This is a genomic window from Acidipropionibacterium timonense (assembly GCF_900605005.1).
Classification (GTDB): Bacteria; Actinomycetota; Actinomycetes; order Propionibacteriales; family Propionibacteriaceae; genus Cutibacterium; species Cutibacterium timonense.
The window spans coordinates 2012601-2037546 of the sequence record NZ_LR027558.1; the positions used below are offsets into that span (position 1 = coordinate 2012601).

23 protein-coding genes are annotated in these 24946 nt (G+C 67.6%); 6 read left to right on the plus strand and 17 right to left on the minus strand.

What is annotated here, in order from left to right; genetic code table 11:
- The 10 genes from rpmC to rpsJ are packed head-to-tail and all read right to left on the minus strand — an operon-like array spanning position 1 to position 5299.
- Complete coding sequence (rpmC, locus tag E0E30_RS09525) at positions 1-234, minus strand: 50S ribosomal protein L29 (protein WP_130866068.1); 234 nt, start codon at positions 232-234, stop codon at positions 1-3.
- Positions 234-653 carry a 50S ribosomal protein L16 gene (gene rplP, locus E0E30_RS09530; RefSeq protein ID WP_130866069.1) on the minus strand — a complete coding sequence of 140 codons (420 nt, stop codon included), beginning with the start codon at positions 651-653 and terminating at the stop codon, positions 234-236. The genes rpmC and rplP overlap by 1 nt, the downstream gene beginning before the upstream one ends.
- A gap of 2 nt (positions 654-655) precedes the next feature.
- Positions 656-1471, minus strand: coding sequence for a 30S ribosomal protein S3 (gene rpsC / locus E0E30_RS09535; protein ID WP_130866070.1), 816 nt, complete (start codon positions 1469-1471; stop codon positions 656-658).
- A gap of 1 nt (position 1472) precedes the next feature.
- Positions 1473-1937 carry a 50S ribosomal protein L22 gene (rplV, locus tag E0E30_RS09540; RefSeq protein ID WP_130866071.1) on the minus strand — a complete coding sequence of 155 codons (465 nt, stop codon included), beginning with the start codon at positions 1935-1937 and terminating at the stop codon, positions 1473-1475.
- 18 nt (positions 1938-1955) lie between these two features.
- Positions 1956-2237, minus strand: a complete 282-nt coding sequence (rpsS, locus tag E0E30_RS09545; RefSeq protein ID WP_130866072.1) for a 30S ribosomal protein S19 — start codon at positions 2235-2237, stop codon at positions 1956-1958.
- 15 nt (positions 2238-2252) lie between these two features.
- Positions 2253-3089, minus strand: a complete 837-nt coding sequence (gene rplB / locus E0E30_RS09550) for a 50S ribosomal protein L2 (RefSeq protein ID WP_130866073.1) — start codon at positions 3087-3089, stop codon at positions 2253-2255.
- A gap of 20 nt (positions 3090-3109) precedes the next feature.
- Entirely contained in the window at positions 3110-3418 is a 309-nt protein-coding gene (gene rplW / locus E0E30_RS09555; protein ID WP_130866074.1) for a 50S ribosomal protein L23, read from the minus strand.
- Positions 3415-4308: a 50S ribosomal protein L4, sunset domain variant gene (gene rplD / locus E0E30_RS09560; protein WP_130866075.1), complete on the minus strand. Its 894-nt coding sequence runs from the start codon at positions 4306-4308 to the stop codon at positions 3415-3417. Before rplD ends, rplW begins: the two co-directional genes overlap by 4 nt.
- On the minus strand, positions 4305-4976 hold the full coding sequence (gene rplC / locus E0E30_RS09565) for a 50S ribosomal protein L3 (protein ID WP_130866076.1): 672 nt from the start codon (positions 4974-4976) through the stop codon (positions 4305-4307). Before rplC ends, rplD begins: the two co-directional genes overlap by 4 nt.
- An 11-nt stretch (positions 4977-4987) precedes the next feature.
- Positions 4988-5299 carry a 30S ribosomal protein S10 gene (gene rpsJ, locus E0E30_RS09570; RefSeq protein ID WP_130866077.1) on the minus strand — a complete coding sequence of 104 codons (312 nt, stop codon included), beginning with the start codon at positions 5297-5299 and terminating at the stop codon, positions 4988-4990.
- A 677-nt stretch (positions 5300-5976) separates the two neighbouring features.
- Here rpsJ and E0E30_RS09575 point away from each other — a divergent pair.
- On the plus strand, positions 5977-6477 hold the full coding sequence (locus tag E0E30_RS09575; protein ID WP_130866078.1) for a hypothetical protein: 501 nt from the start codon (positions 5977-5979) through the stop codon (positions 6475-6477).
- Between the two features lie 67 nt (positions 6478-6544).
- Here E0E30_RS09575 and gltX read toward each other — a convergent pair whose 3' ends face one another.
- Positions 6545-7948: a glutamate--tRNA ligase gene (gltX, locus tag E0E30_RS09580; protein WP_245306673.1), complete on the minus strand. Its 1404-nt coding sequence runs from the start codon at positions 7946-7948 to the stop codon at positions 6545-6547.
- Positions 7949-8114: 166 nt separating this feature from the next.
- On the opposite strand from gltX, the gene E0E30_RS09585 reads away from it, so the two are divergent.
- From E0E30_RS09585 to E0E30_RS09605, 5 genes are all read left to right on the plus strand, one after another.
- Entirely contained in the window at positions 8115-8897 is a 783-nt protein-coding gene (locus E0E30_RS09585) for a class F sortase (protein ID WP_130866080.1), read from the plus strand.
- A 51-nt stretch (positions 8898-8948) separates the two neighbouring features.
- Positions 8949-10631 carry a glutamine--tRNA ligase/YqeY domain fusion protein gene (locus E0E30_RS09590; RefSeq protein ID WP_130866081.1) on the plus strand — a complete coding sequence of 561 codons (1683 nt, stop codon included), beginning with the start codon at positions 8949-8951 and terminating at the stop codon, positions 10629-10631.
- A 116-nt stretch (positions 10632-10747) separates the two neighbouring features.
- Positions 10748-12724 carry a 5'-nucleotidase C-terminal domain-containing protein gene (locus tag E0E30_RS09595; protein WP_130866082.1) on the plus strand — a complete coding sequence of 659 codons (1977 nt, stop codon included), beginning with the start codon at positions 10748-10750 and terminating at the stop codon, positions 12722-12724.
- 86 nt (positions 12725-12810) lie between these two features.
- Positions 12811-13344, plus strand: a complete 534-nt coding sequence (locus E0E30_RS09600) for a mycothiol transferase (RefSeq protein WP_130866083.1) — start codon at positions 12811-12813, stop codon at positions 13342-13344.
- Positions 13345-13363: 19 nt separating this feature from the next.
- The gene (locus E0E30_RS09605; RefSeq protein WP_459348732.1) at positions 13364-15088 is read left to right on the plus strand and encodes an alpha/beta hydrolase; all 1725 of its coding nucleotides are present in this window, start codon (positions 13364-13366) and stop codon (positions 15086-15088) included.
- Between the two features lie 158 nt (positions 15089-15246).
- Here E0E30_RS09605 and tuf read toward each other — a convergent pair whose 3' ends face one another.
- From tuf to E0E30_RS09635, 6 genes are all read right to left on the minus strand, one after another.
- Complete coding sequence (gene tuf, locus E0E30_RS09610) at positions 15247-16440, minus strand: elongation factor Tu (RefSeq protein WP_130866084.1); 1194 nt, start codon at positions 16438-16440, stop codon at positions 15247-15249.
- Between the two features lie 205 nt (positions 16441-16645).
- Positions 16646-18739, minus strand: a complete 2094-nt coding sequence (fusA, locus tag E0E30_RS09615) for an elongation factor G (RefSeq protein WP_130866085.1) — start codon at positions 18737-18739, stop codon at positions 16646-16648.
- Positions 18740-18881: 142 nt separating this feature from the next.
- A complete protein-coding gene (rpsG, locus tag E0E30_RS09620; RefSeq protein WP_130866086.1) occupies positions 18882-19352 on the minus strand; it encodes a 30S ribosomal protein S7 in 471 nt (156 codons plus the stop codon).
- Positions 19353-19355: 3 nt separating this feature from the next.
- The gene (gene rpsL, locus E0E30_RS09625; RefSeq protein WP_130866087.1) at positions 19356-19727 is read right to left on the minus strand and encodes a 30S ribosomal protein S12; all 372 of its coding nucleotides are present in this window, start codon (positions 19725-19727) and stop codon (positions 19356-19358) included.
- Between the two features lie 333 nt (positions 19728-20060).
- Complete coding sequence (locus E0E30_RS09630) at positions 20061-20378, minus strand: hypothetical protein (protein ID WP_130866088.1); 318 nt, start codon at positions 20376-20378, stop codon at positions 20061-20063.
- Between the two features lie 640 nt (positions 20379-21018).
- On the minus strand, positions 21019-24900 hold the full coding sequence (locus E0E30_RS09635) for a DNA-directed RNA polymerase subunit beta' (RefSeq protein ID WP_130866089.1): 3882 nt from the start codon (positions 24898-24900) through the stop codon (positions 21019-21021).
- Between the last annotated feature and the right edge of the window lie 46 nt (positions 24901-24946).

The window sequence follows — 24946 nt, forward strand, 5'->3', positions numbered from 1 at the left end:
TCACGCCTCCTTCTGGGTGTCAGGGTCGTCGACGATGTTGAGGTTGCGCTCCTGGAGCACGGTGTAGATCCGGGCGATGTCCTTGCGGACCTCGCGCAGACGAGCCGAGTCCTCGAGCTGGCCGGTCGCCGACTGGAAACGCAGCCCGAACAGCTCCTCCTTGAGGTCGCGGACCTTGCCGCGCAGCTCCTCACCGGAGAGCTGACGCAGCTCAGCAGCCTTGAGCTTTGCCATCAGTAGGCACCACCTTCACGAGAGATGAAACGGGTCTTCATCGGCAGCTTGTGGATGGCCAGACGCATGGCCTCACGGGCCACCTCCTCCGGCACACCCGAGAGCTCGAAGAGCACCCGGCCCGGCTTGATGTTCGCGATCCACCACTCAGGCGTGCCCTTGCCCGAACCCATGCGGGACTCGGCGGGGTGCTTGGTCATGGGGCGGTCGGGGTAGATGTCGATCCACACCTTGCCACCACGCTTGATGTAGCGGGTCATGGCGATACGAGCGGCCTCGATCTGACGGTTGGTCAGGTAGCCACCCTCGAGGGCCTGGATCCCGTAATCGCCGAAGGCGAGCTGGGTCCCACCCTTGGCAGCACCGGTCCGCTTGGGGTGGTGCTGCTTGCGGTACTTCACACGACGAGGAATCAGCATTCTCAGGCTCCTGCGTTCTCGGTCTGCGGGGCAGTGGCCTCGGCCTGGCCCTCGGGGCCATGGGCGGCCTCGGTGCGACGGCGTCCTCCGCGATCCGGACGATCGCCGCGACCGCGACGAGCGCCTCCACGGGGACCACGGTTGCCCTGGTTCGCCTGGCGGGCCGCCTTCTGGGCCGCACGCTCGGCGCGGGTCCCGGTGACGTCACCCTTGTAGATCCACACCTTGACGCCGATCCGGCCGAAGGTCGTCCGGGCCTCGAAGAACCCGTAGTCGATGTCGGCACGCAGGGTGTGCAGAGGCACGCGGCCCTCGCGGTAACCCTCGGAACGGCTCATCTCGGCGCCGCCCAGACGGCCGGAGCACTTGATGCGGATGCCCTTGGCACCGGCGCGCATGGCGGACTGCTGAGCCTTGCGCATGGCGCGGCGGAAGGCCACGCGGGCGGCGAGCTGCTCGGCAATGCCCTGGGCGACGAGCTGGGCGTCGGTCTCGGGGTTCTTCACCTCGAGGATGTTGAGCTGGATCTGCTTGCCGGTGAGCTTCTCGAGCTCACCGCGGACCCGCTCGGCCTCGGCACCGTTGCGCCCGATGACGATGCCCGGGCGAGCGGCGTAGAGGAAGATGGTCACGCGCTCGGAGCGACGCTCGATCTCGACGGACGAGATCCCGGCGCGCTCAAGGTTCTTCTTGAGCCACTCGCGGATCTTGACGTCCTCACCCACGAGCTCGGCGTACTGCTTCTCGGCGTACCAGCGGGTCTTGTGATCGGTCGTCACACCGAGACGGAAACCATGGGGGTTGATCTTCTGGCCCATCTCAGGCTCCCTTCTCGGTCTCGGTCTTGACGGTGGTGGCAGGACGGCCCTTCTTCGCCTTCTTGGGCTCGGGGCGGGCGTCCTTGGGCTCGACGACGACAGTGATGTGGCTGCCGCGCTTGAGGATGCGGCTGGCCGATCCCTTGGCGCGGGGCCGGATGCGACGCATGGTCACACCCTCGTCGACGAAGGCCTGGGAGATGTAGAGGTCGTCACCGCGCAGACCCTCGGTCTGCTCGGCGTTGGCCATGGCCGAGGCGATGACCTTGCGGACCGGCTCGGCCGCGGCCTGCGGCGCGAACTTGAGCATGTCGACGGCGTCGGCCGCGTCCATGCCGCGGACCAGGTCGACGACGCGACGGCACTTGGTCGGGCTCATCCGGATGTGACGCGCGATGGCGTACGAACCGGGACGATCCCCGAGCAGGGCGGCGCGACGGCTCGGTCGGCTCTCATTGGTGCTCATGAATCAGCTTCCCTCTCGTCAGCGCCTGCGCGCCTTCTTGTCGTCCTTCACGTGACCCTTGAACGTCCTCGTCGGGGCGAACTCGCCGAGCTTGTGCCCGACCATCGACTCGGTGACGAAGACCGGGACGTGCTTGCGACCGTCGTGCACGCCGATGGTGTGGCCGATCATGTCGGGGGTCACCATGGAGCGGCGCGACCAGGTCTTGATGACGTTCTTCGTGCCCGCCTCGTTCTGCGCATCGACCTTCTTGGCCAGGTGCTCGTCGACGAAGGGGCCCTTCTTCAGACTGCGTGGCATGTCTCAGACTCCCAATCAGCGCTTCTTGCCGGACTTGCGGCGACGCACGATGAGACGGCTGCTCGCCTTGTTCTTGTTGCGGGTGCGGCCCTCGGGCTTGCCCCAGGGGCTCACCGGGTGACGGCCACCGGAGGTGCGACCCTCGCCACCACCGTGCGGGTGGTCGATCGGGTTCATGACGACGCCACGGACGGTCGGGCGGATGCCCTTCCAGCGGCTGCGTCCGGCCTTGCCCCAGTTGATGTTCGAGTACTCGGCGTTGCCGACCTCGCCGATGGTGGCGCGGCAGCGGACGTCGACCATGCGCATCTCACCGGAGGGAAGGCGCAGGGTGGCGTACTTGCCCTCGCGGGCGACAAGCTGGACGGAGGCTCCGGCGGAGCGACCCATCTTGGCCCCGCCACCGGGGCGCAGCTCGACGGCGTGCACCGTGGTGCCGACCGGGATGTTGCGCAGCGGAAGGTTGTTGCCGGGCTTGATGTCGGCCTCGGGGCCTGACTCGACGACGACTCCCTGGGCGATGCCGTTGGGGGCGATGATGTACCGCTTCTCGCCGTCGGCGTAGTGGAGCAGGGCGATGCGCGCGGTCCGGTTGGGGTCGTACTCGATGTGAGCGACCTTGGCCGGCACGCCGTCCTTGTCGTACCGCTTGAAGTCGATGAGACGGTAGGCCTGCTTGTGACCACCACCGATGTGACGGGTGGTGATGCGGCCGGTGTTGTTGCGTCCGCCGGTCTTCGGCTTGGAGACCAGCAGGGACTTCTCAGGCGTGGAGCGGGTGAGCTCCGCGAAGTCCGACACGCTCGAGCCGCGGCGGCCCGGGGTGGTCGGCTTGTGCTTTCGGATAGCCATAGGAATTCCTTGTCTCTCGCTCAGGCGACGGGGCCGGAGAAGATGTCGATCCGGTCACCCTCGGCCACCGTGACGATCGCGCGCTTGGTGTCGGGACGCTTGCCGAGCCCGTAGCGGGTCCGGCGGGTCTTGCCCTTGCGGTTCATCGTGTTCACGGACGTGACCTTGACGCCGAAGATCTCCTCGATGGCGATCTTGATCTCGGTCTTGTTGGCGGTGGGCTTGACCAGGAACGTGTAGGTGTTCTGGTCCAGGAGCCCGTAGCTCTTCTCGGAGACGACCGGGGCGAGGATGATGTCCCGGTGGTCGCGGATCTTCAGCTCGCTCACTTGGCGTCCTCCTTGTCGGAGTCGTTCTTGACGGCGTTGACGAAGCCGGCGGCCTCAGCGGCCTCGGCGGTGCGGAACCAGATCTCCGCGATGGTGCGGCCGTACCAGGGGGACGTCGGGGTGTGGAACTTCATGGAGTCCTCGTTGCCCTTGATGTCGAACCCGGCGGGCGGGTTGTCACCGCGGAAGGAGTCGGCACCGAAGGGGTGCAGCTCGGCGACGTCGGTCTCGGGAACCTCGTCCTCGACGGCGACCTGCGGGGCGTCCCCGAGGAAGGCGTCCAGGGCGGCCTTGGTGAAGACGACCGTGCGGGCGTTGACGACGTCGTAGGTGTTGAGCTGGTCGACCGACAGGACGTGCACCGACGGCAGGTTGCGCACCGACAGCCACGAGGTGACGTCGGAGCGGTCGAGCACGACGAGCAGCTTGGACATGTCGGAGACGGCACCGAGGACGGCCTTGGCGGACTTCGTCGACGGGGTCGTGCCCTCGACCAGGGAGCTCAGGACGACGATCCTGCCGTCACGGGCGCGGTCGGACAGGGCGCTGCGCAGGGCGGCGGCGACCATCTTCTTGGGGGTGCGCTGGGCGTAGGAGCGGGGCTGCGGTCCGTGGACCGTACCGCCACCGACCCACTGCGGGGCGCGCGTGGAGCCCTGGCGGGCACGACCGGTGCCCTTCTGACGCCACGGCTTCTTTCCTCCGCCGGACACGTCGCCGCGGGTCTTCGTCGCATGGGTGCCCTGACGGGCTGCGGCGAGCTGGGCCACGACGACCTGGTGGACGAGCGGGATGTTCATGTCGACGTCGAAGACCTCACCGGGCAGGTCGACCGAGCCGGCCTTCTTGCCCTTGGTGTTGACGACGTCGATGGTCTTGGTCTCGTTCATGCGGCATCCCCATTCTTGGCGGCCTTCTTGGCGGCGCTGCGGACGACGACGAGGGACCCCTTCGGGCCGGGGATGGCACCCCGGACGAGGATGAGCCCGCGCTCGGCGTCGACCGAGTGGACCTCGAGGTTCTGGACGGTGACGCGCTCGGCGCCCATGCGACCGGCCATGCGCAGGCCCTTGATGACCTTGCCTGGCGTGGAGCAGCCGCCGATGGAGCCCGGCGAGCGGTGCTTGCGGTGCACACCGTGGGTGGCGCGCAGACCACCGAAGCCGTGACGCTTCATGACACCGGCGGTGCCCTTGCCCCGGCTGGTGCCGGTGATGTCGACGAAGTCGTCCGCCGCGAAGATGTCGGCGGTGATCTCCTGGCCGAGGGTGTACTCGGAGGCGTCGGCGGTGCGCAGCTCGACGAGGTGACGACGCGGCGTCACGCCCGCCTTGGCGAAGTGCCCGGCCTCGGGCTTGGTGACCTTCTTGGCCTTGACGGCGCCGAAGCCGAGCTGGACGGCGGAGTAGCCGTCGGTCTCGGGGGTGCGCACCTGGGTCACCACGCAGGGACCGGCCTGGATGACGGTCACGGGGACGAGTCGGTTCTGCTCGTCCCAGAGCTGGGTCATGCCGAGCTTGGTGCCCAGCACGCCCTTGACAGTGCGTTCATTGGTCATGGTGCTCAACCTCACGGAAGCTTGATCTCGATGTCGACGCCGGCCGGCAGGTCGAGTCGCATGAGCGAGTCGACCGTCTTGGGGGTCGGGTCGAGGATGTCGATGAGCCGCTTGTGGGTGCGCATCTCGAAGTGCTCGCGGCTGTCCTTGTCCTTGTGGGGCGAACGGATCACACAGAACACGTTCTTCTCGGTCGGCAGCGGCACCGGGCCGGCGACCTTCGCACCCGTCCGGGTCACCGTGTCGACGATCTTGCGCGCCGACGAGTCGATGACCTCGTGGTCGTAGGCCCGCAGCCTGATGCGGATCTTTTGTCCCGCCACAGTTGTTCCTTCTACTCGTCCCTGTCGCATGTCCGAGTCGGGTTCTCCGACCTGGCACGCCCAGAGGGTTCCGGCATGGGCTGCGCGTGGCACGCACCCCGTGTTGTAGATCCACGGTGAACTCCTCGGTCAAGGAATCCACAGGGGCTCCCGTCGCCCCTGCCACCGACCCCCGTGGTCGGGCGTGTCGCACTTCGAGGGCGCCGCAGACCGCAGCTTCACCAGAACCAGACCGTGAACACTGTGGATTTGTCGGCACTGCCGAAGGGACCCCTGCCAGGTGGTCTCCACCGACGCGGATCCGCCGTGGTGGCGGTACCTCGTCGTTGACGTGGTCAGGGCCACGATCCCCCACGTCCGGATCCCGGGGACGGATCCCTGGGGCCGGGGCGCGACGCACCGGTGCCCTGTTCGGAGCAACTGGAACAGTCTGTCACAGATCCTCGGGGCGACCAAATCCCGACGGTGACGAACCCGCGTGGCCCGCCGGCCCGGCGCGCGGGCCGATCCTTCCGGCACCCGGCGCAGCCCGCGGTATGTCCGACGGTCGACTTTGGTGAAATCCCATACGCCTGAGTGAACAGTCGATCACGCCTTGAGATCTTCACTTGGCGTTGTCGCGCCGGCTCCCGTACAGTACGTCACGGATGATTTTCGTTTCCCGTCAGGAGAATCCCATGGTTGATGCCGTCGACAACAATCGCTCCATCTCGCGGCGTACCGTGGCGACCGGGCTCGCTTGGTCGGTCCCGGCGGTCGTGGCCGCCTCGACCTTGCCCGCGTTCGCCGCCTCCACGCCCACCCTTGAGGTCAGTGGCGGCACGAAGAAGGCAAGCGGCAACAACTGGGTGTCCCTGAGCCTCGACTCGTTCACCGCTGTCGTCACTCCGGCCACCGGGACCGTCTCGAACCTCGTCATGACCTTCACCCTTCCGGCCAGCGGGCTGACCATTAGCCGCTACGACACTGCAGCGTGGGTGCTCAGCTCGTCGGGCACCCAGTACTCGTTCACGTATCGGGGCCAGTACACGACCTCCGGCAATATGCAGATCACCGTCACGCCGCTCTCCTTCACGACGAGCCAGTACAAGAGCAAGGACTATGGCACCGACGCCTCGGTGTCGGCCACGGCCGTCGTCGACGGGACGTCGGTGAAGGCCACCGCACAGTCCCTCTGATCCCACAGGCGTCGCACTTGGTCCGGGAGTGGACCGGACCCGTCGGCCGCCTGCTGACCCGGTCATCTCAGCGGGCGGCCAGGACCTCCGCGAACCGACGCATCCTGGCCAGGGTGGAAGGCTTCCCGAGGATCTCCATCGACTCGAACAGCGGCGGCGACACCCGGGAGCCGGTGACGGCGACCCGCACCGGGGCGAAGGCGAACTTCGGCTTGATCCCCATACCCTCGCACAGGCTGGCCCGGAGGGCGGCCTGGACGGCGTCGGCACCGAACTCGTCGAGTCCCTCGAGGGCCTCGATCGCGGCGGCCTGCACCTGTGGGGCGTCCTCCTTGAGCTTGGACACCGAGTCGGCGTCGAACTCCAGCTCGTCGTCGCCGACGAGGAGGTACCGCAGCTTCGGGACGGCCTCCGACAGGAGGGTGAGACGCTCCTGGATGAGCGGGACGCCGGCCCGGATCCGCTCCAGCCCGGCCTCGTCAACGCCGTCGAGCTGGCCGGCGCCACGGGCGTGGTCGATGATCCGGTCGGCCAGATCGTCGACCGACAGAGAGCGGATGTACGTCCTGTTGAGCCAGTCGAGCTTGGTGACGTCGAAGACCGGACCGCCGGTCGAGATGTTCGCCCAGTCGAAGCGCTCGACGAAGGACTCGAAGGACTCGACCTCCTGCCCCTCGGCGACCGGCGGGTAGGCCAGCAGCTGGAGGAAATTGCGCAGCGCCTCGGGCAGGTAGCCCTGTTCGCGGAACCACAGCAGCCTGGCCGCGGGGTTCTTGCGCTTCGAGATCTTCGACTTGTCGGTGTTGCGCAGCAGTGGCATGTGGGCGAACCGGGGGGCCTGCCAGCCGAGCCAGTGGTACAGCAGCAGGTGCTTGGGGGTCGACGAGATCCACTCCTCACCGCGCACCACCGTGTCGATGCCCATGAGGTGATCGTCGACGACGACGGCCAGGTGGTAGGTCGGGAAGCCGTCGGCCTTGAGGATGACCTGGTCATCGGGGTGCGGGGCGTGCATCTGGCCGCGGATGAGATCGTCGAAGGTGAGCTCGACGTCATCGGGGACGAGCATCCGCACCACCGGGGTCGGGGTGAACCCGGGGAGTTCGGCCCGCTCCTGTTCGGTCATGCCCAGGCACAGCCGGTCGTACCCGGTCTCCGGCGACCTGGCCGCCGCCCGCTCGGCACGCAACTGGGCCAGCCGCTCCTGGGAGCACCAGCACCGGTAGGCGTGACCGGACTCGATGAGCCGGTCGACGAAGGGACGGTAGGTGTCGAGCCGCTCCGACTGCGTGTACGGCGCGTACGGCCCGCCGACCAACGGGCTCTCGTCGGCGTCGAGCCCGAGCCAGGCCAGGGTGTCGTAGATCTGCTGCTCGGACCCCTCGACGAGCCGGTTGCGGTCGGTGTCCTCGATCCGCAGGACGAACTGCCCGCCGGTACGACGCGCCCACGCCTTGTCGAAGAGGGCCATGTACGCGGTGCCGACGTGAGGATCACCGGTGGGCGAGGGGGCGACGCGGGTACGGGCGGGGCGAGCTGCGGTGTCAGTCATGATGGCCCAAGACTATCGACGCCGGCCGACACGACGACAGTTCGGTGTGCGGACCATGGCCCCTCCGGCATCTAGGGTGTGCCCCGTGAGCCAGCCCCCACGCCCCACACCGGACCACCGAGACCGTCGCACCGTCGTCGCCACGGTCTCGGCCCTGGCCGTCCTGCTCGTCGTCGGCATCGTCATGGTCTGGGTCCTCGGACGAGGACGCCTCACGACCGCCCAACCCCATTTCCCGGCGACCCCTTCGGCCGCGGCGAGCTTGGCGACGCCCTCGTCCTCCAGCCCGACCCCCAGCCCTGCGAAGGCCTCGTCGACCTCCGGTGCCGGCACCTCGGGGAACGGCGCCTCCGACGGCTCGGGATCCGGGGACTCCGGTTCGACCGCCTCCTGTGCGACGACCGGTGGAGCCCTGACTCCCTCGAGCATCCGCATCCCGTCGATCGGGGTCCATGCCTCCGTCACCCCGGTGGGGCGCGGGTCCGACGGGGCACCCAAGGCTCCCCCGCTGAGCGACAACGAGAACTTCACCTGGTACCGCTCGAGCGCCGCCCCGGGCTCGGGCCAGGGTCTGTCCCTGCTCATGACGCACACCTACCATGCCGGCGGGGCGACGGGGAATGCCATCCATGCCGGGCTGCGCCCGGGCGCCCTCATCCGGGTCTCGGACGGCTCGCGCACCCTCTGCTACCGGGTGAGCGGCACCCGCAAGATCTGGGTCTCCTCCTACTCCAGCGCCGACGAGAACTTCATCTACAGCAGCTCGGGGGCTCCCAGGATCGGGATCCTCATCTGCTGGGACTGGAACCCGCGCACCCGCGAGTGGGACTCCCGCGAGGTCTACACCGCCACGGCGACGTACCACTGAGCCGAACCACCCCCACCTCACCGGCCGTCGAGGTTCGATAGGGTTCGCCCCATGGCAGAGCTGACCGGGTCGGATTTCATTCATGACGTCGTCCGTGAGGACGTCGAGGCGGGAACCTACGGCGGTCGTGTCCAGACCCGCTTCCCACCCGAGCCCAACGGCTACCTGCACATCGGCCACGCCAAGGCCATCGTCACCGACTTCGGCGTCGCGGAGGACTTCGACGGGGTGTGCAACCTGCGCCTCGACGACACGAACCCGGGCACCGAGGAGCCCGAGTTCGTCCGGTCGATCATCGACGACATCGCCTGGCTCGGCTACACCCCCGGTCGCGTCGTGCACGCCTCCGACTACTTCGACCAGCTCTACGCCTGGGCCCGGTACCTCATCGAACAGGGCAAGGCCTACGTCGACGACCAGGACGGCGAGACGATCTCCGCCCAGCGCGGAGGCTACGGCCGGCCCGGCGTCGAGAGCCCCTTCCGCGACCGCCCGGCCGCCGAGTCCCTCGACCTGCTCGAGCGGATGCGCGCCGGCGAGTTCCCGGACGGGTCGCGCTGCCTGCGTGCCCGGATCGACATGCAGAGCGAGAACATGTGGCTGCGCGACCCGGTCATGTACCGCATCCGTCATCTCAGCCACCACGCCACCGGTGACCACTGGTGCATCTACCCCACCTACGACTGGGCCCACGGACAGTCCGACGCCATCGAAGGGGTCACCCACTCCCTGTGCTCGCTGGAGTTCAACAGCCACCGTCCGCTGTACGAGTGGTTCCTCGACCAACTCCCGCTGGAGGGCGCCGCCCCCAAGCAACGTGAGTTCGCCCGCCTCGAACTCACCCACACCATCACCTCGAAGCGCCGACTCAAGAAGCTCGTCGACGACGGCGTCGTCGAGGGGTGGGACGACCCGCGCATGCCCACCCTGCGCGGAATGCGGCGCCGCGGCTACCCGGCCAGCGCCATCCGCGAGTTCTGCACCGCCGTCGGCACGACGAAGAACACCTCGACCAAGGCCATCGAGGAGTTCGAGTCCTTCGTCCGCCGCGACCTCAACGCCACCGCCCAGCGGCGGATGGCCGTGCTCCACCCGCTCCGGCTCGTCCTCGACGGCTGGCCCACCGACGACGAGGGGCAACCCGTCGTCGAGCACTTCGAGCTCACCAACAATCCCGAGAACGAGGCCGACGGCACCCGGAAGGTCCCGTTCAGCGGCACCCTGTGGATCGAGGCCGACGATTTCCGTGAGGTCCCGCCGCCCAAGTACTTCCGACTGTCCCCGGGCCGTGAGGTGAGACTGCGCGGGGCCTACCTCGTCACCGCCACCGACGTCGTCAAGGACGACGAGGGGAGGGTCGTCGAGGTCCACGCCAGTTACGACCCGGAATCCCGCGGCGGCAACGCTCCGGACGGCCGCAAGGTGAAGTCGACTATGCACTGGGTGAGCGCCGGGACCGCGGCCGAGGCGACAGTCGTGCTGTACCAGCGTCTCTTCACCGCCGAGATCCCCGGTCAGCGCACCGGCGAGGCCCTCGACGACCTCAATCCGCACTCCCGCGAGGTGCTGTCGGGTTGTCGGGTCGAGCCCGCGCTCACCGACGCCGCCCCGGGGGAGGTGGTCCAGTTCGAGCGCCTGGGGTACTTCGCCGCCGACCCGACGACGCCGATGCTCTTCCACCAGACGGTGGGGTTGCGTGACGAGTGGGCCCAGCTCCAGAAGCGCAAGGGCTGAGCGTCCACCAAGACGTCACGAGAAACACACCCGATGGTCATGCAGAATGCACCTGTGGGCGCCATGATGAGGGTCGCAGACGTCCGCCTGCACACCCGACTCACAGGAGCCCTCCCATGCGCTTGCGCCACCTGGCCGCCATCGGCGCCGCAGTGGCCATGGGCCTGTCGGCGTCGCCCATGACGTCGACCGCCCAGGCCGCCCCGACCGATTCCGGCGACCTCACGATCCTCTCGACGACCGACATCCACGGCCACGTCTTCAACTGGGACTACTTCAAGGACGCCGCGTTCGCCGACAGCACCAAGGGCTCCAGCTCGGCGCCCCTGGGCATGAGCCGGGTCTCGACCATCGTCAAGGACGTCCGCGCCCAGCGCGGGGCCGATTCCGTCGTCACCCTCGACAACGGCGACATCCTCCAGGGCACCCCGCTGACCTACCTGGCCGCCAAGCAGCCCGACACGCTCGCCTCCGAGGACGTCATGGCGCGCGCCTTCAACCTCATCGGCTACGACGCCGTCAACACCGGCAACCACGAGTTCAACTACGGTCTGGGCCGACTCGATTCCTTCGCCAAGCAGCTCAAGGCTCCTCTGCTGGCGGCCAATGTCGTCGACACCGCCACCGGCAAGCCCCTCGACGGAGCCACGACGATGCTCACCCGCACCGTCGCCGGCCATCAGGTCAAGGTCGGCGTCGTCGGCGTGACGACCCCCGGTTCGGCCGTGTGGGACAAGGCGAACCTCGACGGCAAGGTCGACTTCCTCGACCCGGTGACCACAGCCGACCAGTACGCTGCCTCGCTGCGTGCCGCCGGGGCCGATGTCGTCGTCGTCCTGGCGCACATGGGTCTGGACGAGACCAACCCGTCCCCGATCTACAAGAACCTGCCAGAGAACGCCGCCACCTCGATCGCCCAGAAGGTGCACGGGGTCGACGTCGTCATCGACGGCCACACCCACCAGGACGTCGTCTCGACCGTCGTCGACGGCGCCTCGGGGCACAAGGTCCTCATCACCCAGCCCGACTACTGGGCCCGCTCGGTCTCCGACGTCAGGATCCCGCTGAGCTTCGCCTCCGGCAAGGCCGCCGTCAACTACGGCTCGGTCGCGACCTGGGCCACCGCCAAGTACACCCGGGACGTCGCCGAGGACTCCTCCTTCGCCTCCGACCCGGTCCTCGCGACCGACCACAAGGCGACCGTCTCGTACGTCAACTCGGTCGTCGCGAAGTCGACCACGGCCATGTCGACCGAGAAGTCGATGGTCGAGGACACCCCGATCCTCGACTTCATCGGCTCGGTCGAGGCCAGGACGGTCGCCGACAAGCTCAAGGGCACCAAGTACGAGGGCATCCCGGTCATCGCCCAGGTCTCGCCCTTCTCGCGCACGGCATCGTTCCCGCAGGGCGACGTCAAGATCAAGGACATCGCCGGGCTGTACGTCTTCGACAACACCCTGGCCGGCATCGAGCTCACCGGGGCCCAGCTGCGTGACTACCTCGAGTACTCGGCCCGATACTTCCGTCAGGTGTCCCCCGGCGCCACCGTCAACCCGGCCCCGCAGGCCGACGGCGGCGACACCCAGGCCGTCGTCGACGGCAAGACCATCTGGGACTACAACTACGACGCCGTCACCGGGGTCACGTACTCCATCGACATCTCCAAGCCTGTCGGTCAGCGGATCCTCGGGCTGAGCTGGCAGGGCAAGCCGGTCACCGATGACCAGAAGTTCATCATGGCCATCAACAACTACCGGATGAACGGCGGCGGCGGATACCCGCACGTCACCTCCGCCCCGGTCGTGTGGAACGAGATCCTCGAGATCCGGCAGCTCCTCATCGACTCCGCCTCCAAGGCGGGCACGATCGACCCCAAGGACTTCTTCGTCAAGGACTGGTTCCTCACCACCACCGGCGAGACCTGGCCGGCCGGGGACGGGACGACGCCGACCCCGACGCCGACCAACCCCGGCACCCCGAGCAAGCCCGGCGAGCCCAGCCAGCCCGGAAAGCCCAGCCAGCCCGGAAAGCCCAGCCAGCCCGGAAAGCCCAGCCAGCCCGGAAGGCCCGGACTGCCGCACACCGGCGTCTGAGTCTCCCCTCGGCATCACGACGGGACCCCCGGCCCTCCCCGTGGCCGGGGGTCCCACCCTTTCCCCCGACGTGCGAGCATGAAGCCATGAACGACACCACCATCGTCCTCCAGGACCTCCTGTCACGCCTCGTCAGCTCGGCGAACGAGGTGTGCACGGATCTGTCCGAGGAGACGGCTCGATTCCAGATCGTGCCGGGGACGAACACCATCTGCTGGTTGCTGTGGCACTCGGGCCGCTGCATCGACGCGCAGATCCATGACGCCCTCGGCGGGGAGCAACTGTGGACCCAGTGGGCGCCCAGGCTCCACCTGCCGCTGCCCGTGGGCCGCCTGGGGGCCGGGGCCATCGGCTACGGTCAGGACCCTGCCGACGTCATCCACGTCGTTGCCCCGGTGGCCGACCTGCACGACTACCTGCTGGCCTGTTGCCAGGAACTGGCCACCCTCATCGAACCGCTCACGGACGACGACCTCGCGCGAGTCGTCGACCGACACTGGGATCCCCCGGTCACCCTCCAGGTGCGCATCGTCTCGATCCTCGTCGACTGCCTCGAGCACCTGGGACAGGCAGCGTACCTGCGCGGCGTCGTCGACCGCATGGCCCCGCGCGCGGCCTGAGAGCGGGGAGTCGGTGACCGTGGCGATCGACGAGGCCGGACGACGACGTCCGGCCCACTCGCCGCTGGGACGCGACCTGGCCCAGCGGGTGCTGCGTCATGCCTCCGTCGTGGGGCTCGTCACCGGTCTCTTCGGTCTGTGGACCGCGCTGACCCCGAGCCTCGTGCCACGGACGTGGTGGATGCTCATGCTCAACGTCGCCGGCTCGAGCCTCCTGTTCTACCTGCTCGGCGCCCTCATCGGCGCGCTCTGCCGCTGGTTCGCCGATGTCATCGATCTGCGGGTGAGCGCCTCCCCCGTGGCGGTGCGCCGGCTGCGGTGGACCGGCTACCTCGTCCTGGCGGCGATGACGACGTGGATGTGGTTCTGGAGCATCCAGCAACAGCGAGCCCTCACCCGCACCGTCGGACTACCGCGCGGCGTCTGGTTCGTCCAGACCATCGGTGTCGCCACCGGCCTGGTGTGTCTGGTCGGAATGGTCATGGCCGGCCGCGCCGTCGGCCACGGGGTGCACCGGCTCTACAACGGCGTCCACCGACTCATCGCCCAGCCGATCCTGGCCGGGCTCGTCGTCGTCCTCGCCCTGGCGATCGTGCTGTGGGCGACGAACAACGTCGTCGTGCGCGTGGGCGCCAACGCCGTGGCCCACGAGATGCAACGCATCAACGACACCACCGCACCGGGGCTCGCGGCGCCGACGTCCTCCCTGCGCTCGGGCGGGCCCGGATCCCTGGAGAGCTGGTCCTCCCTGGGCCGTCAGGGTCAGGAGGTTGTCGCCAACGGCCCCACGGCAGCCCAGATCGAGGCGGTGACCGGCCGACCGGCCAAGGAGCCCATCCGGGTCTACGCCGGTCTGGCGTCGGGCCGCAGCTTCACCCAGGAGGCCCACGGGGTCCTGGCCGAGCTGCTGCGCACCGGCGCCTTCGGGCGCAAGGTCCTCGTCGTCCAGAACGGCACCGGGTCGGGCTGGCTCGAGGAGTGGTCGGTGGCGGCCGTCGAGTACCTCACCGACGGCGACTGCGCGACGGCGTCCATGCAGTACAGCTACCTCGGCAGCGTCGGGGCCTTCCTCCTCGACCGTGACTCGCCCCGCGACGGAGCCACCGCGCTCTTCTCCGTCATCCACGACTACTGGGCCACCCTCGACCCGGCGACCCGTCCGAAGCTCTACGTCAGCGGCGTCTCCCTGGGCTCCTACGGGGGTCAGGCCGCCTTCCGGGACGCCGCCGACATGCAGGCGAAGGTCGACGGAGCGGTGTGGGCCGGGACGCCCGGGTTCACCCCGATCTGGCAGAGCCTCACCACCTCCCGACGCCGTGGGTCACCGCAGATCGCCCCGGTCATCGACAACGGCCGGTCGATCCGGTTCGCCACCTCTGCCGACGAACTTTCCCATGACCACTGGGGAGCCCCCTACGCGACGTGGAGCGGCCCACGGATCGCCTATCTCCAGCACGCCTCCGACCCCGTCGTCTGGTGGTCCCCCGACCTCATCTGGGCCGAGCCCGACTGGATCCGCGAACGGGCCGGTGAGGACGTCAACCCGGCCATCTCGTGGACGCCGTGGTCGACCTTCTGGCAGGTCACCGCCGACATGGCGGTGTCGGTGTCGACCGCCGGCGGTCACGGGCACAACTATCACGGGGAGTTCGTCGAGGTCTGGCGTCAGGTCCTCGACATCGACCGCGAGGTGCCGACACAGGCGATCATCGACGCCATCCCACGCACGACCCACGAGCGCTGATCGGCCGGAGCCCATGCCTCCCGGGGGCCCCTCGGACCGGCGCACGCCGCCCGGGCGCGCCCTGCGCACCACGACGGCGGGATGCGCCCCGCTCCCCCGTACAACGTCACAGTGCCCGCCCCTTGCGGGACGGGCACTGTCGCGGATCTCTCAGGACGTCACTTGAGGATCTTGGTGACGCGGCCGGCGCCGACGGTACGGCCACCCTCGCGGATGGCGAACTTCAGCTGCTCCTCCATGGCGATGGGGTGGATGAGGTGAACCGTCATGTCGGTGTTGTCGCCGGGCATGACCATCTCGGTGCCCTCGGGCAGCTCGACGGTGCCGGTGACGTCGGTGGTGCGGAAGTAGAACTGCGGGCTGTAGTGCGAGAAGAACGGCTTGTGGCGGCCGCCCTCCTCCTTCTTCAGCACGTAGACCTGGCCCTCGAAGTCGGTGTGCGGGGTGGTGGAACCCGGCTTGCAGAGGACCATGCCGCGCACGACGTCCTCCTTCTTGGTACCACGCAGCAGGACGCCGACGTTCTCACCGGCGCGACCCTCGTCGAGGATCTTGCGGAACATCTCGACACCGGTGACGGTCGTCTTCTGGGTCTTGTCGTGGATACCGACGATCTCGACCTCCTCGGAGGTGCGGACGACGCCGCGCTCCACACGACCGGTCACGACGGTGCCGCGGCCGGTGATGGTGAAGACGTCCTCGATGGGCATGAGGAACGGCTTGTCGAGGTCACGCTCGGGCTGCGGGATGTACTCGTCGACGGCGTCCATGAGGTCGAGGATCGACTGGGTCCACTTGGGATCGCCCTGGAGGGCCTGGAAGGCCGAGATGCGGACGACGGGGCAGTTGTCGCCGTCGAACTCCTGGGCGGTGAGCAGCTCGCGGACCTCCATCTCGACGAGCTCGATGAGCTCGTCGTCGTCGACCATGTCGCACTTGTTGAGGGCGACGACGATGGCGGGGACGCCCACCTGACGGGCGAGCAGGACGTGCTCACGGGTCTGCGGCATCGGGCCGTCGGTGGCGGCGACCACGAGGATGGCGCCGTCCATCTGGGCAGCACCGGTGATCATGTTCTTCACGTAGTCGGCGTGCCCGGGGCAGTCGACGTGCGCGTAGTGACGCTTCTCGGTCTGGTACTCGATGTGGGCGATCGAGATGGTGATGCCGCGCTGGCGCTCCTCGGGGGCCTTGTCGATCTGGTCGAAAGGCGACTCCTCGTTGAGGTCCGGGAACTTGTCGTGCAGCACCTTGGAGATCGCCGCGGTGAGGGTCGTCTTGCCGTGGTCGATGTGTCCGATGGTGCCGATGTTGCAGTGCGGCTTGGTCCGCTCGAACTTGGCCTTTGCCACTGGGGCTCCTTCTGGAATGTCGCCCGCTGTGCGCGGGGCGCGTCTGTGTGGGAATCCGTGGGTGGATCCCACGGACGTCTTTCTGGACGGCCCCCGACCAGAGGTCAGGGAACTCATCCAAGTTTGCTCATCGGGGCGCCCCCAGTCAAACCGGAGGGCGCCCCGACAGGCTCAGGCCATCACCTCAGGGGTGACGATCCAGGTGTCACTTGCCGCCGTTGGCCTTGGCGATGATCTCCTCGGCGACGTTGGCCGGGCACTCACCGTAGGAGTGGAACTCCATGGAGTACGAGGCCTGCCCGGAGGTCTTCGACCGCAGGTCGCCGACGTAGCCGAACATCTCCGAGAGCGGGACGAGGGCGCGCACGACCTTGTTGCCGTGCTCGTCGGTCATCTCCTGGATCTGTCCACGACGCGAGTTGAGGTCGCCGATGACGGTACCGAGGTAATCCTCGGGGGTCGTCACCTCGACGGCCATGAGGGGCTCCAGCAGGCCGGGGTTGGCCTTGCGGGCAGCCTCCTTGAAGGCCATCGAACCGGCGATCTTGAAGGCCATCTCGGAGGAGTCGACCTCGTGGTAGGCGCCGTCGAGGAGGGTGACCTTGATGTCCTCGACGGGGTACCCGGCCAGGACGCCGAACTGCATGGACTCCTGGACGCCGGCGTCGACCGAGGGGATGTACTCCTTGGGGACGCGGCCGCCGGTGACGGCGTTGACGAACTCGTAGCCGAAACCGGGCTCCTGGGGCTCGATCGCGATGATGACGCGGGCGAACTGGCCGGAACCACCGGTCTGCTTCTTGTGCGTGTACTCGAACTTCTCGACCGGCTTGCGCAGGTTCTCGCGGTAGGCCACCTGGGGCTTGCCGATGTTGGCCTCGACGTGGAACTCACGCTTCATGCGGTCGATGAAGACGTCGAGATGGAGCTCGCCCATGCCGGCGACGATGGTCTGGCCGGTCTCCTCGTCGGTGTGGACGCGGAAGGTCGGGTCCTCCTCGACGAGACGCTGGATGGCGTTGGCCAGCTTCTCCTGGTCGGCCTTCGACTTCGGCTCGATGGCCTGCTCGATGACCGGGGCCGGGAAGGTCATCGACTCGAGGATGATGGGGTTGGCCGGGTCGCACAGGGTCTCACCGGTGGTGGTGTCCTTGAGGCCCATGACGGCGCAGATCATGCCGGCGCCGATGGAGTCGATCTCCTCACGCTTGTTGGCGTGCATCTGGTAGATCTTGCCGATGCGCTCCTTCTTGCCCTTCGTGGCGTTGAGCACCTGGTCGCCGGCGTGCAGGACGCCGGAGTAGATGCGCACGAAGGTGAGCTTGCCCAGGTGCGGGTCAGAGGCGATCTTGAAGGCCAGGATCGACAGCGGCTCCTCGTCGGAGGGATGACGCTCGATGGTCACCGACTCGTCGCCGGGCTTGAAGCCGTCGATGGCGGGCACGTCGAGGGGGGACGGCAGGTAGTCGACGATGGCGTCGAGCAGCGGCTGCACACCCTTGTTCTTGAACGAGGTGCCACAGGTGACGGCGGTGAAGGCCGAGGCGAGGACACCACGACGGATGGCGGCCTTGAGCTGCTCGATGGTCACCGACTCGGGATCCTCGAGGTAGAGCTCCATGAACTCCTCGTCGTTCTCGGCGACGGTCTCGAGCATCTCCGCGCGGGCGGCCTCGGCGGCGTCCTTCATGTCGGCCGGGATGTCCTCGGTCTCATAGTGGGCACCGAGCTCGGTCTCACCGCGCCACAGCTTGGCGTTCATCTCGACGAGGTCGATGATGCCGATGAACTGGTCCTCGGCACCGACCGGCAGCTGCAGCAGCACGGGGATGGCGTGCAGGCGCTCCTTGATCGTCTTGACGCAGTGGTCGAAGGAGGCACCGGTGCGGTCGAGCTTGTTGACGTAGCAGATGCGCGGGACGCCGTACTTGGCCGCCTGACGCCACACGGTCATCGACTGCGGCTCGACACCGGCGACGCCGTCGAACACGGCCACGGCGCCGTCGAGGACGCGCAGCGAGCGCTCCACCTCGACGGTGAAGTCGACGTGCCCGGGGGTGTCGATGATGTTGATCTGGGTGTCGTGCCAGAAGGTCGTCGTCGCGGCGGAGGTGATGGTGATGCCGCGCTCCTGCTCCTGCTCCATCCAGTCCATCGTCGCGGCGCCGTCGTGCACCTCGCCGATCTTGTAGGACTTTCCGGTGTAGTAGAGGATGCGCTCGGTCGTGGTGGTCTTGCCGGCATCGATGTGGGCCATGATGCCGATGTTGCGAACCTTGCTGAGATCAGTGGTGGCCACTGTGTTCAACCTCGAATCTTAGGGTGAGTGGTCTGGGCGGAATGATGCTCCACGTGAATGAACCGCAGGTGAACCAGGTCACCAGGGTTCGGGCTGAGGACATGGTGGAGCCCCCTCGCCACGAGTGGGAGGGGGCTGACGATCACCAGCGGTAGTGCGCGAAGGCGCGGTTCGCCTCGGCCATCTTGTGGGTGTCCTCGCGGCGCTTCACCGAAGCACCGAGGCCGTTCGAGGCGTCGAGGATCTCGTTCATGAGTCGCTCGGCCATCGTCTTCTCGCGGCGATCACGCGAGAAGGAAACGAGCCAGCGCAGGGCCAGGGTGGTCTGACGGGCCGGCTTGACCTCGACCGGAACCTGGTAGGTGGCGCCACCGACGCGGCGGGACTTCACCTCGAGGGAGGGCTTGATGTTGTCGAGAGCGCGCTTGAGGGTCTGCACCGGATCGGTGTTCGTCTTGGCACGGCACCCCTCGAGGGCGGTGTAGACGATGTCCTGGGCAACGGTCTTCTTGCCGTCGAGCAGGATCTTGCTCACGAGCTGGGAGACCAGCGGCGACCCGTAGACGGGGTCGACCATGACTGGGCGCTTGGGCGCGGGTCCCTTACGAGGCATGGATCACTTCTCCTTCTTGGCGCCGTAGTGGCTGCGCGCCTGCTTGCGGTTCTTGACACCCTGGGTGTCGAGGGAGCCGCGGACGATCTTGTAGCGGACACCCGGGAGGTCCTTGACGCGGCCACCGCGCACGAGCACCATCGAGTGCTCCTGGAGGTTGTGCCCGATCCCGGGGATGTAGGCCGTGACCTCGATACCCGAGGACAGACGCACGCGGGCGACCTTCCGCAGAGCCGAGTTCGGCTTCTTCGGGGTCGTCGTGTAGACGCGCGTGCAGACGCCACGGCGCTGCGGGGAGCCCTTGAGGGCAGGCGTCCTGTTCTTGCTCATCTTGTCAGTGCGGCCCTTGCGGACCAGCTGCTGGATTGTAGGCACCGGCTGGTATCTCTTTCCGTCATGTGTGGGTAAGAATCCCTGGCTGCGCACCCACTCGCCCGGCGCCGGGATCACCGCTGTCCCTCGCTCTGGGTGTCATGGGTACCGTGCGAACTCCGCACGGACGGACCGGACTCGCAGCAACTCGAGTGGTCGTGACGCCATGCCAAGGCACGCACAAGTGTCCGGTCGAACCGGACACGCGTTAACAGGGTATCTCCCGGGTTTCAGGGGGTCAAACTCAGCGACGCTGCGAGGAGGCGCACCGGGGGGCGCCACGAAACCCCATGGAGGTCAAACTCCACAGATGAAAAGCGCTGCGTCCGCAGCTCCTCAGGCACCCGTTCGAGGAAGGGCCACCGGGCGAGACACAGGAGCACCCACGCCGCCCGCAGCCAGGAAGCTGCCATGGCCCTTGTCGTTGACCTGTCCACTGATCGTTCCGTTGACGCGAAGGCTGCCCATGGCATGCATGGAGGGGAAGACGATCGGCGGAATGCTCACCGTCCCACCCTCAATCTTCGGCAGGACGATGGGACGTCCACTGACGTCGGGAAGGGCGATCGTCCCGCCCTTGACGGTCGGCAGGATGATGGGGCCAGCGCTGACGTTCGGCAGGTAAACGGTGCCGCCACGAATCTCCGGAGGCACGATGCCGCGATGGTGAGGCGGCAGGCTGACGCCGACACTCACATGCACCGATGCACGATGAGTCGGGCGGGCATCCGCAGTGGCCCGGGATGTCGGAACGGGAACGGGAGCAACCTGGTGCGCACTTGCCCCCGGAGCCGTCCCTACGAAAACGGCCAGTCCCAAGCATGCTGCAACCATCCCCGTCAGAACTGTTCGCTTCATCCCGCTATCCCCTCGTAACACAGCAAGCACCTTAGCAGGCGTACCACCGCAGTCTACGCCTCCAATCACGCCTCGCCAGTCCGTCGTAGTACCACCGAACGGCGCACCGATCCGGCCTGCGCTCCAGACGGCTGATCAGTAAACTTGGCAGCAGCCTGGCCCCTCGACGCCCCCGCCGACTGACCACCATGCTGGCCACCGGCAACCCAGGTGTCAGTCACAGGTTCAGAAACGACGGCCTTGCCAGCGGAGATCGCAGCTTGCCGATCCCCCGCATGAACATGCAGAGATCCTCCCCGGCCCCGTCACCTCGACAAAGTCGAGATCAATAACACCGAAGTCAAGGGCGACGACACCCTGACCTACGTTCAGGCCTCATACAAAAGCCTCTCCTCCCCACGTGGGGAGGAGAGGCTTTCGCAGCCGGGTCCTAGCCTCAGCTCAAATCACCCAGATCCAGATCGTCGAGCGGAACAGCCGCGCCCGACCCCGAACCGAAGTCGTAGTCGAACGGGTCGTAGTTCATCGTGAACGCAGCAGCCTTGGCTTCCGCGGTCGGCTCCACCCTCATGTTGCGGTAGACCTCCAGGCCCGTTCCGGCCGGGATGAGCTTGCCGAGGATGACGTTCTCCTTGAGGCCGACCAAGGTGTCCGTCTTGCCGTTGATGGCGGCATCGGTGAGCACCTTCGTCGTCTCCTGGAAGGAGGCAGCCGACAGCCAGGACTCGGTGGCCAGCGAGGCCTTCGTGATGCCCATGAGCACCGGACGACCCTCAGCCGGGCGACCACCCTCGGCGACCGCCTTGCGGTTGGAGGCCTCGTAGTGCGGCCGGTCGACGAGCTCGCCGGGCATCATCGTCGTGTCGCCCGAGTCGATGACCGTGATACGCCGCAGCATCTGGCGGATGACGATCTCGATGTGCTTCTCGTGGATCGGGGCGCCCTGGGTGGCGTACACCTTCTGCACCTCACCGACGAGGTGCTCCTGCACCTTGCGGACGCCGGAGACACGCAGCACGTCGTGCGGGTCGAGGGTGCCGGCCATGAGCTGCTGACCGGCCTCGACGCGCACCCCGTCCCGGATGACGTGGTGCCTGCCGTCGGCGTCGAACTCGAGGCGGGCACGACGCGGCAGCGGGTACTCGACGTCCTCCTCGCCGTCGTCCCGGACGAGGACGAGCTTGCGACGCGACTCGGAGTCGTCCAGACGCAGGACGCCGGAGGCCTCCGCGATGGGCGACTTGCCCTTGGGCGAGCGAGCCTCGAAGAGCTCGACGACGCGGGGCAGGCCCTGGGTGATGTCGTCCCCGGCCACACCACCGGTGTGGAAGGTACGCATCGTCAGCTGGGTCCCGGGCTCACCGATCGACTGGGCGGCGATGATACCGACCGCCTCGCCGACGTCGACGAGCTTGCCGGTCGACAGGGAGCGGCCGTAGCAGCGGGCGCAGCAGCCCTGGGCGGCGGCGCAGGTGAGCACCGAACGCACCTTGATCTGGGGGATGCCCGCGGCGATCATCGCCTTGATCTGCTCGTCCCCGAGGTCGGAGTTGGCCTCGACGACGACATTGCCCTGGGCGTCGACGGCGTCGGCCGCCAGGCACCGGGCGTAGACCGCGGTCTCGAGGCCGTCGGCCGGCACGAGGGTGCCGGTGCCGTCGTCGACAGCGATGGTCTTGGGCATGCCACGGGTCGTGCCGCAGTCCTCCTCGCGCACGATGACGTCCTGGGAGACGTCGACGAGACGACGGGTGAGGTACCCGGAGTCGGCGGTGCGCAGAGCGGTGTCGGCCTGACCCTTGCGGCCACCGTGGGTCGAGATGAAGTACTCGAGAACGGTGAGGCCCTCACGGAAGTTCGACTTGATGGGTCGGGGGATGATGTCGCCCTTGGGGTCGGCCACGAGGCCTCGCATGGCGGCGATCTGACGCATCTGGGTCATGTTCCCTCGGGCACCCGAGTGGACCATCATGTAGATGGGGTTCGTCTCGGTGAAGTTCGCCTCCATGGCCTCGGTGAGCTCGGCCGTGGCCTCGGTCCAGATCTGGATGAGGTCCTGACGACGCTCCTCCTCGGTCACCGCGCCGCGCTCGTACTCCTTGTCGACCTTCCCGGCCCGCTTCTCGTAACCGGCGAGGATCTGCGGCTTGGTGGGCGGGGTCTGGACGTCGCCGATGGACACGGTGACACCCGACAGCGAACCCCAGCGGTAGCCGATGTCCTTGAGGTTGTCGAGGACGTGGGCCACCTCGAGCTGGCTCATCCGCTCCGACAGGTCGTTGACGATCCGGCCGATCTGCTTCTTGCCGACGAGGTAGTCGACGTACGGGTAGTCGTCCGGCAGGACCTCGTTGAAGAGAGCCTGGCCCAGAGTGGTGTCGAGGATGACCGAGCCGTCGGCGCGCACCGTCTCGCCGTGCGGCGGGACGACCCCGGTCAGACGCAGCTTGATCCTGGCGCCGACCTCGAGCTCGCCCAGATCGTGGGCCATGATCGCCTCGGCCAGGGAGCCGAACGCCCGACCCTCACCCTTGAGGCCGTCGAGGGCCATGGTGAGGAAGTACGCGCCAATGATCATCTCGTGGCTCGGCAGGGCGACCGGGCGGCCGTCGGCGGGCTTGAGGATGTTGTTGGTCGAGAGCATGAGGATGCGGGCCTCGGCCTGGGCCTCGGCGCTCAGCGGCAGGTGCACGGCCATCTGGTCACCGTCGAAGTCGGCGTTGAAGGCCGAGCAGACGAGCGGGTGGAGCTGGATGGCCTTGCCCTCGATGAGCTGCGGCTCGAAGGCCTGGATGCCCAGACGGTGCAGGGTGGGAGCACGGTTGAGCAGGACCGGGTGCTCCTTGATGACCTCCTCGAGGACGTCCCACACGACCGGACGCTGGCGCTCGACCATCCGCTTGGCCGACTTGACGTTCTGGGCGTGCTCGAGGTCGGCCAGGCGCTTCATGACGAAGGGCTTGAAGAGCTCGAGGGCCATGGTCTTGGGCAGACCGCACTGGTGCATCTTGAGCTGCGGGCCGACGACGATGACCGAACGGCCCGAGTAGTCCACGCGCTTGCCGAGGAGGTTCTGGCGGAACCGGCCCTGCTTGCCCTTGAGCATGTCGGACAGCGACTTGAGCGGACGGTTGCCCGGACCGGACACCGGACGGCCACGTCGACCGTTGTCGAAGAGCGAGTCGACGGCCTCCTGGAGCATCCGCTTCTCGTTGTTGACGATGATCTCGGGGGCGCCCAGGTCGAGCAGCCGCTTGAGGCGGTTGTTGCGGTTGATGACGCGACGGTAGAGGTCGTTGAGGTCGGAGGTGGCGAAGCGGCCACCGTCGAGCTGGACCATGGGTCGCAGGTCCGGCGGGATGACCGGGACGGCGTCGAGGACCATGCCCTGCGGGGAGTTGCCCGACTCGAGGAAGGCCTGGACGACCTTGAGCCGTTTGAGGGCGCGGGTCTTCTTCTGGCCGCGGCCGTTCTTGATGACCTCACGGAGGTTCTCCGACTCGGCCTCGAGGTCGAAGTCGGCGAGACGACGCTTGATCGCCTCGGCGCCCATGGAGCCCTCGAAGTACTTGCCGAAGCGGCTGCGCATCTCGCGGTAGAGCACCTCGTCGCCCTCGAGGTCCTGGACCTTGAGGTTCTTGAAGCGGTCCCAGACGGCGTCGAGACGGTCGAGCTGACGCTGCGAGCGCGACTCGATGACCTTGAGTTCCTTCTCGGCCCCGTCCTTGACCTTGCGGCGGGTGTCGGCCTTGGCCCCGTCGGCCTCGAGCTGGGCGAGGTCCTCCTCGAGCTTGGCCCGACGGGCCTCGAGCTCGGAGTCACGACGCTGCGCCAGGTGGGTCTTCTCGGCCTGGATCTTGGCCTCGAGGCTCGGCAGGTCGCGGTGACGGGCCTCCTCGTCGACGGCGGTGATCATGTAGGCGGCGAAGTAGATGACCTTCTCGAGGTCCTTGGGGGCCACGTCGAGCAGGTATCCCAGACGCGAGGGCACCCCCTTGAAGTACCAGATGTGGGTGACCGGGGCGGCCAGCTCGATGTGCCCCATCCGCTCACGACGGACGTTGGAGCGGGTCACCTCGACGCCACAACGCTCGCAGATGATGCCCTTGAAGCGCACCCGCTTGTACTTGCCGCAGTAGCACTCCCAGTCCCTCGTCGGGCCGAAGATCTTCTCGCAGAAGAGTCCGTCGCGCTCGGGCTTGAGCGTGCGGTAGTTGATGGTCTCCGGCTTCTTGACCTCGCCATGGCTCCACTGACGGATCTGGTCGGCGGTCGCCAAGCCGATCTGCAGTCGGTCGTAGTAGTTCGTGTCCAGCACGGTGTGTCTCTTTCCCCCACTACCGGTGGGTGGTAGCCCCTCCCTG

Excerpts from the sequence above, each read along its gene's own strand:
- rplC (WP_130866076.1), bottom strand. The coding sequence starts at position 4,976 with ATGACCAATGAACGCACTGTCAAGGGCGTGCTGGGCACCAAGCTCGGC.
- E0E30_RS09595 (WP_130866082.1), top strand. The coding sequence starts at position 10,748 with ATGCGCTTGCGCCACCTGGCCGCCATCGGCGCCGCAGTGGCCATGGGC.
- E0E30_RS09590 (WP_130866081.1), top strand. The coding sequence starts at position 8,949 with ATGGCAGAGCTGACCGGGTCGGATTTCATTCATGACGTCGTCCGTGAG.
- rplB (WP_130866073.1), bottom strand. The coding sequence starts at position 3,089 with ATGGCTATCCGAAAGCACAAGCCGACCACCCCGGGCCGCCGCGGCTCG.
- rpsC (WP_130866070.1), bottom strand. The coding sequence starts at position 1,471 with ATGGGCCAGAAGATCAACCCCCATGGTTTCCGTCTCGGTGTGACGACC.
- rpsS (WP_130866072.1), bottom strand. The coding sequence starts at position 2,237 with ATGCCACGCAGTCTGAAGAAGGGCCCCTTCGTCGACGAGCACCTGGCC.
- gltX (WP_245306673.1), bottom strand. The coding sequence starts at position 7,948 with ATGGCCCTCTTCGACAAGGCGTGGGCGCGTCGTACCGGCGGGCAGTTC.
- rplD (WP_130866075.1), bottom strand. The coding sequence starts at position 4,308 with ATGAACGAGACCAAGACCATCGACGTCGTCAACACCAAGGGCAAGAAG.
- rpmC (WP_130866068.1), bottom strand. The coding sequence starts at position 234 with ATGGCAAAGCTCAAGGCTGCTGAGCTGCGTCAGCTCTCCGGTGAGGAG.
- rplV (WP_130866071.1), bottom strand. The coding sequence starts at position 1,937 with ATGAGCACCAATGAGAGCCGACCGAGCCGTCGCGCCGCCCTGCTCGGG.
- E0E30_RS09600 (WP_130866083.1), top strand. The coding sequence starts at position 12,811 with ATGAACGACACCACCATCGTCCTCCAGGACCTCCTGTCACGCCTCGTC.
- rpsG (WP_130866086.1), bottom strand. The coding sequence starts at position 19,352 with ATGCCTCGTAAGGGACCCGCGCCCAAGCGCCCAGTCATGGTCGACCCC.
- rplP (WP_130866069.1), bottom strand. The coding sequence starts at position 653 with ATGCTGATTCCTCGTCGTGTGAAGTACCGCAAGCAGCACCACCCCAAG.
- E0E30_RS09575 (WP_130866078.1), top strand. The coding sequence starts at position 5,977 with ATGGTTGATGCCGTCGACAACAATCGCTCCATCTCGCGGCGTACCGTG.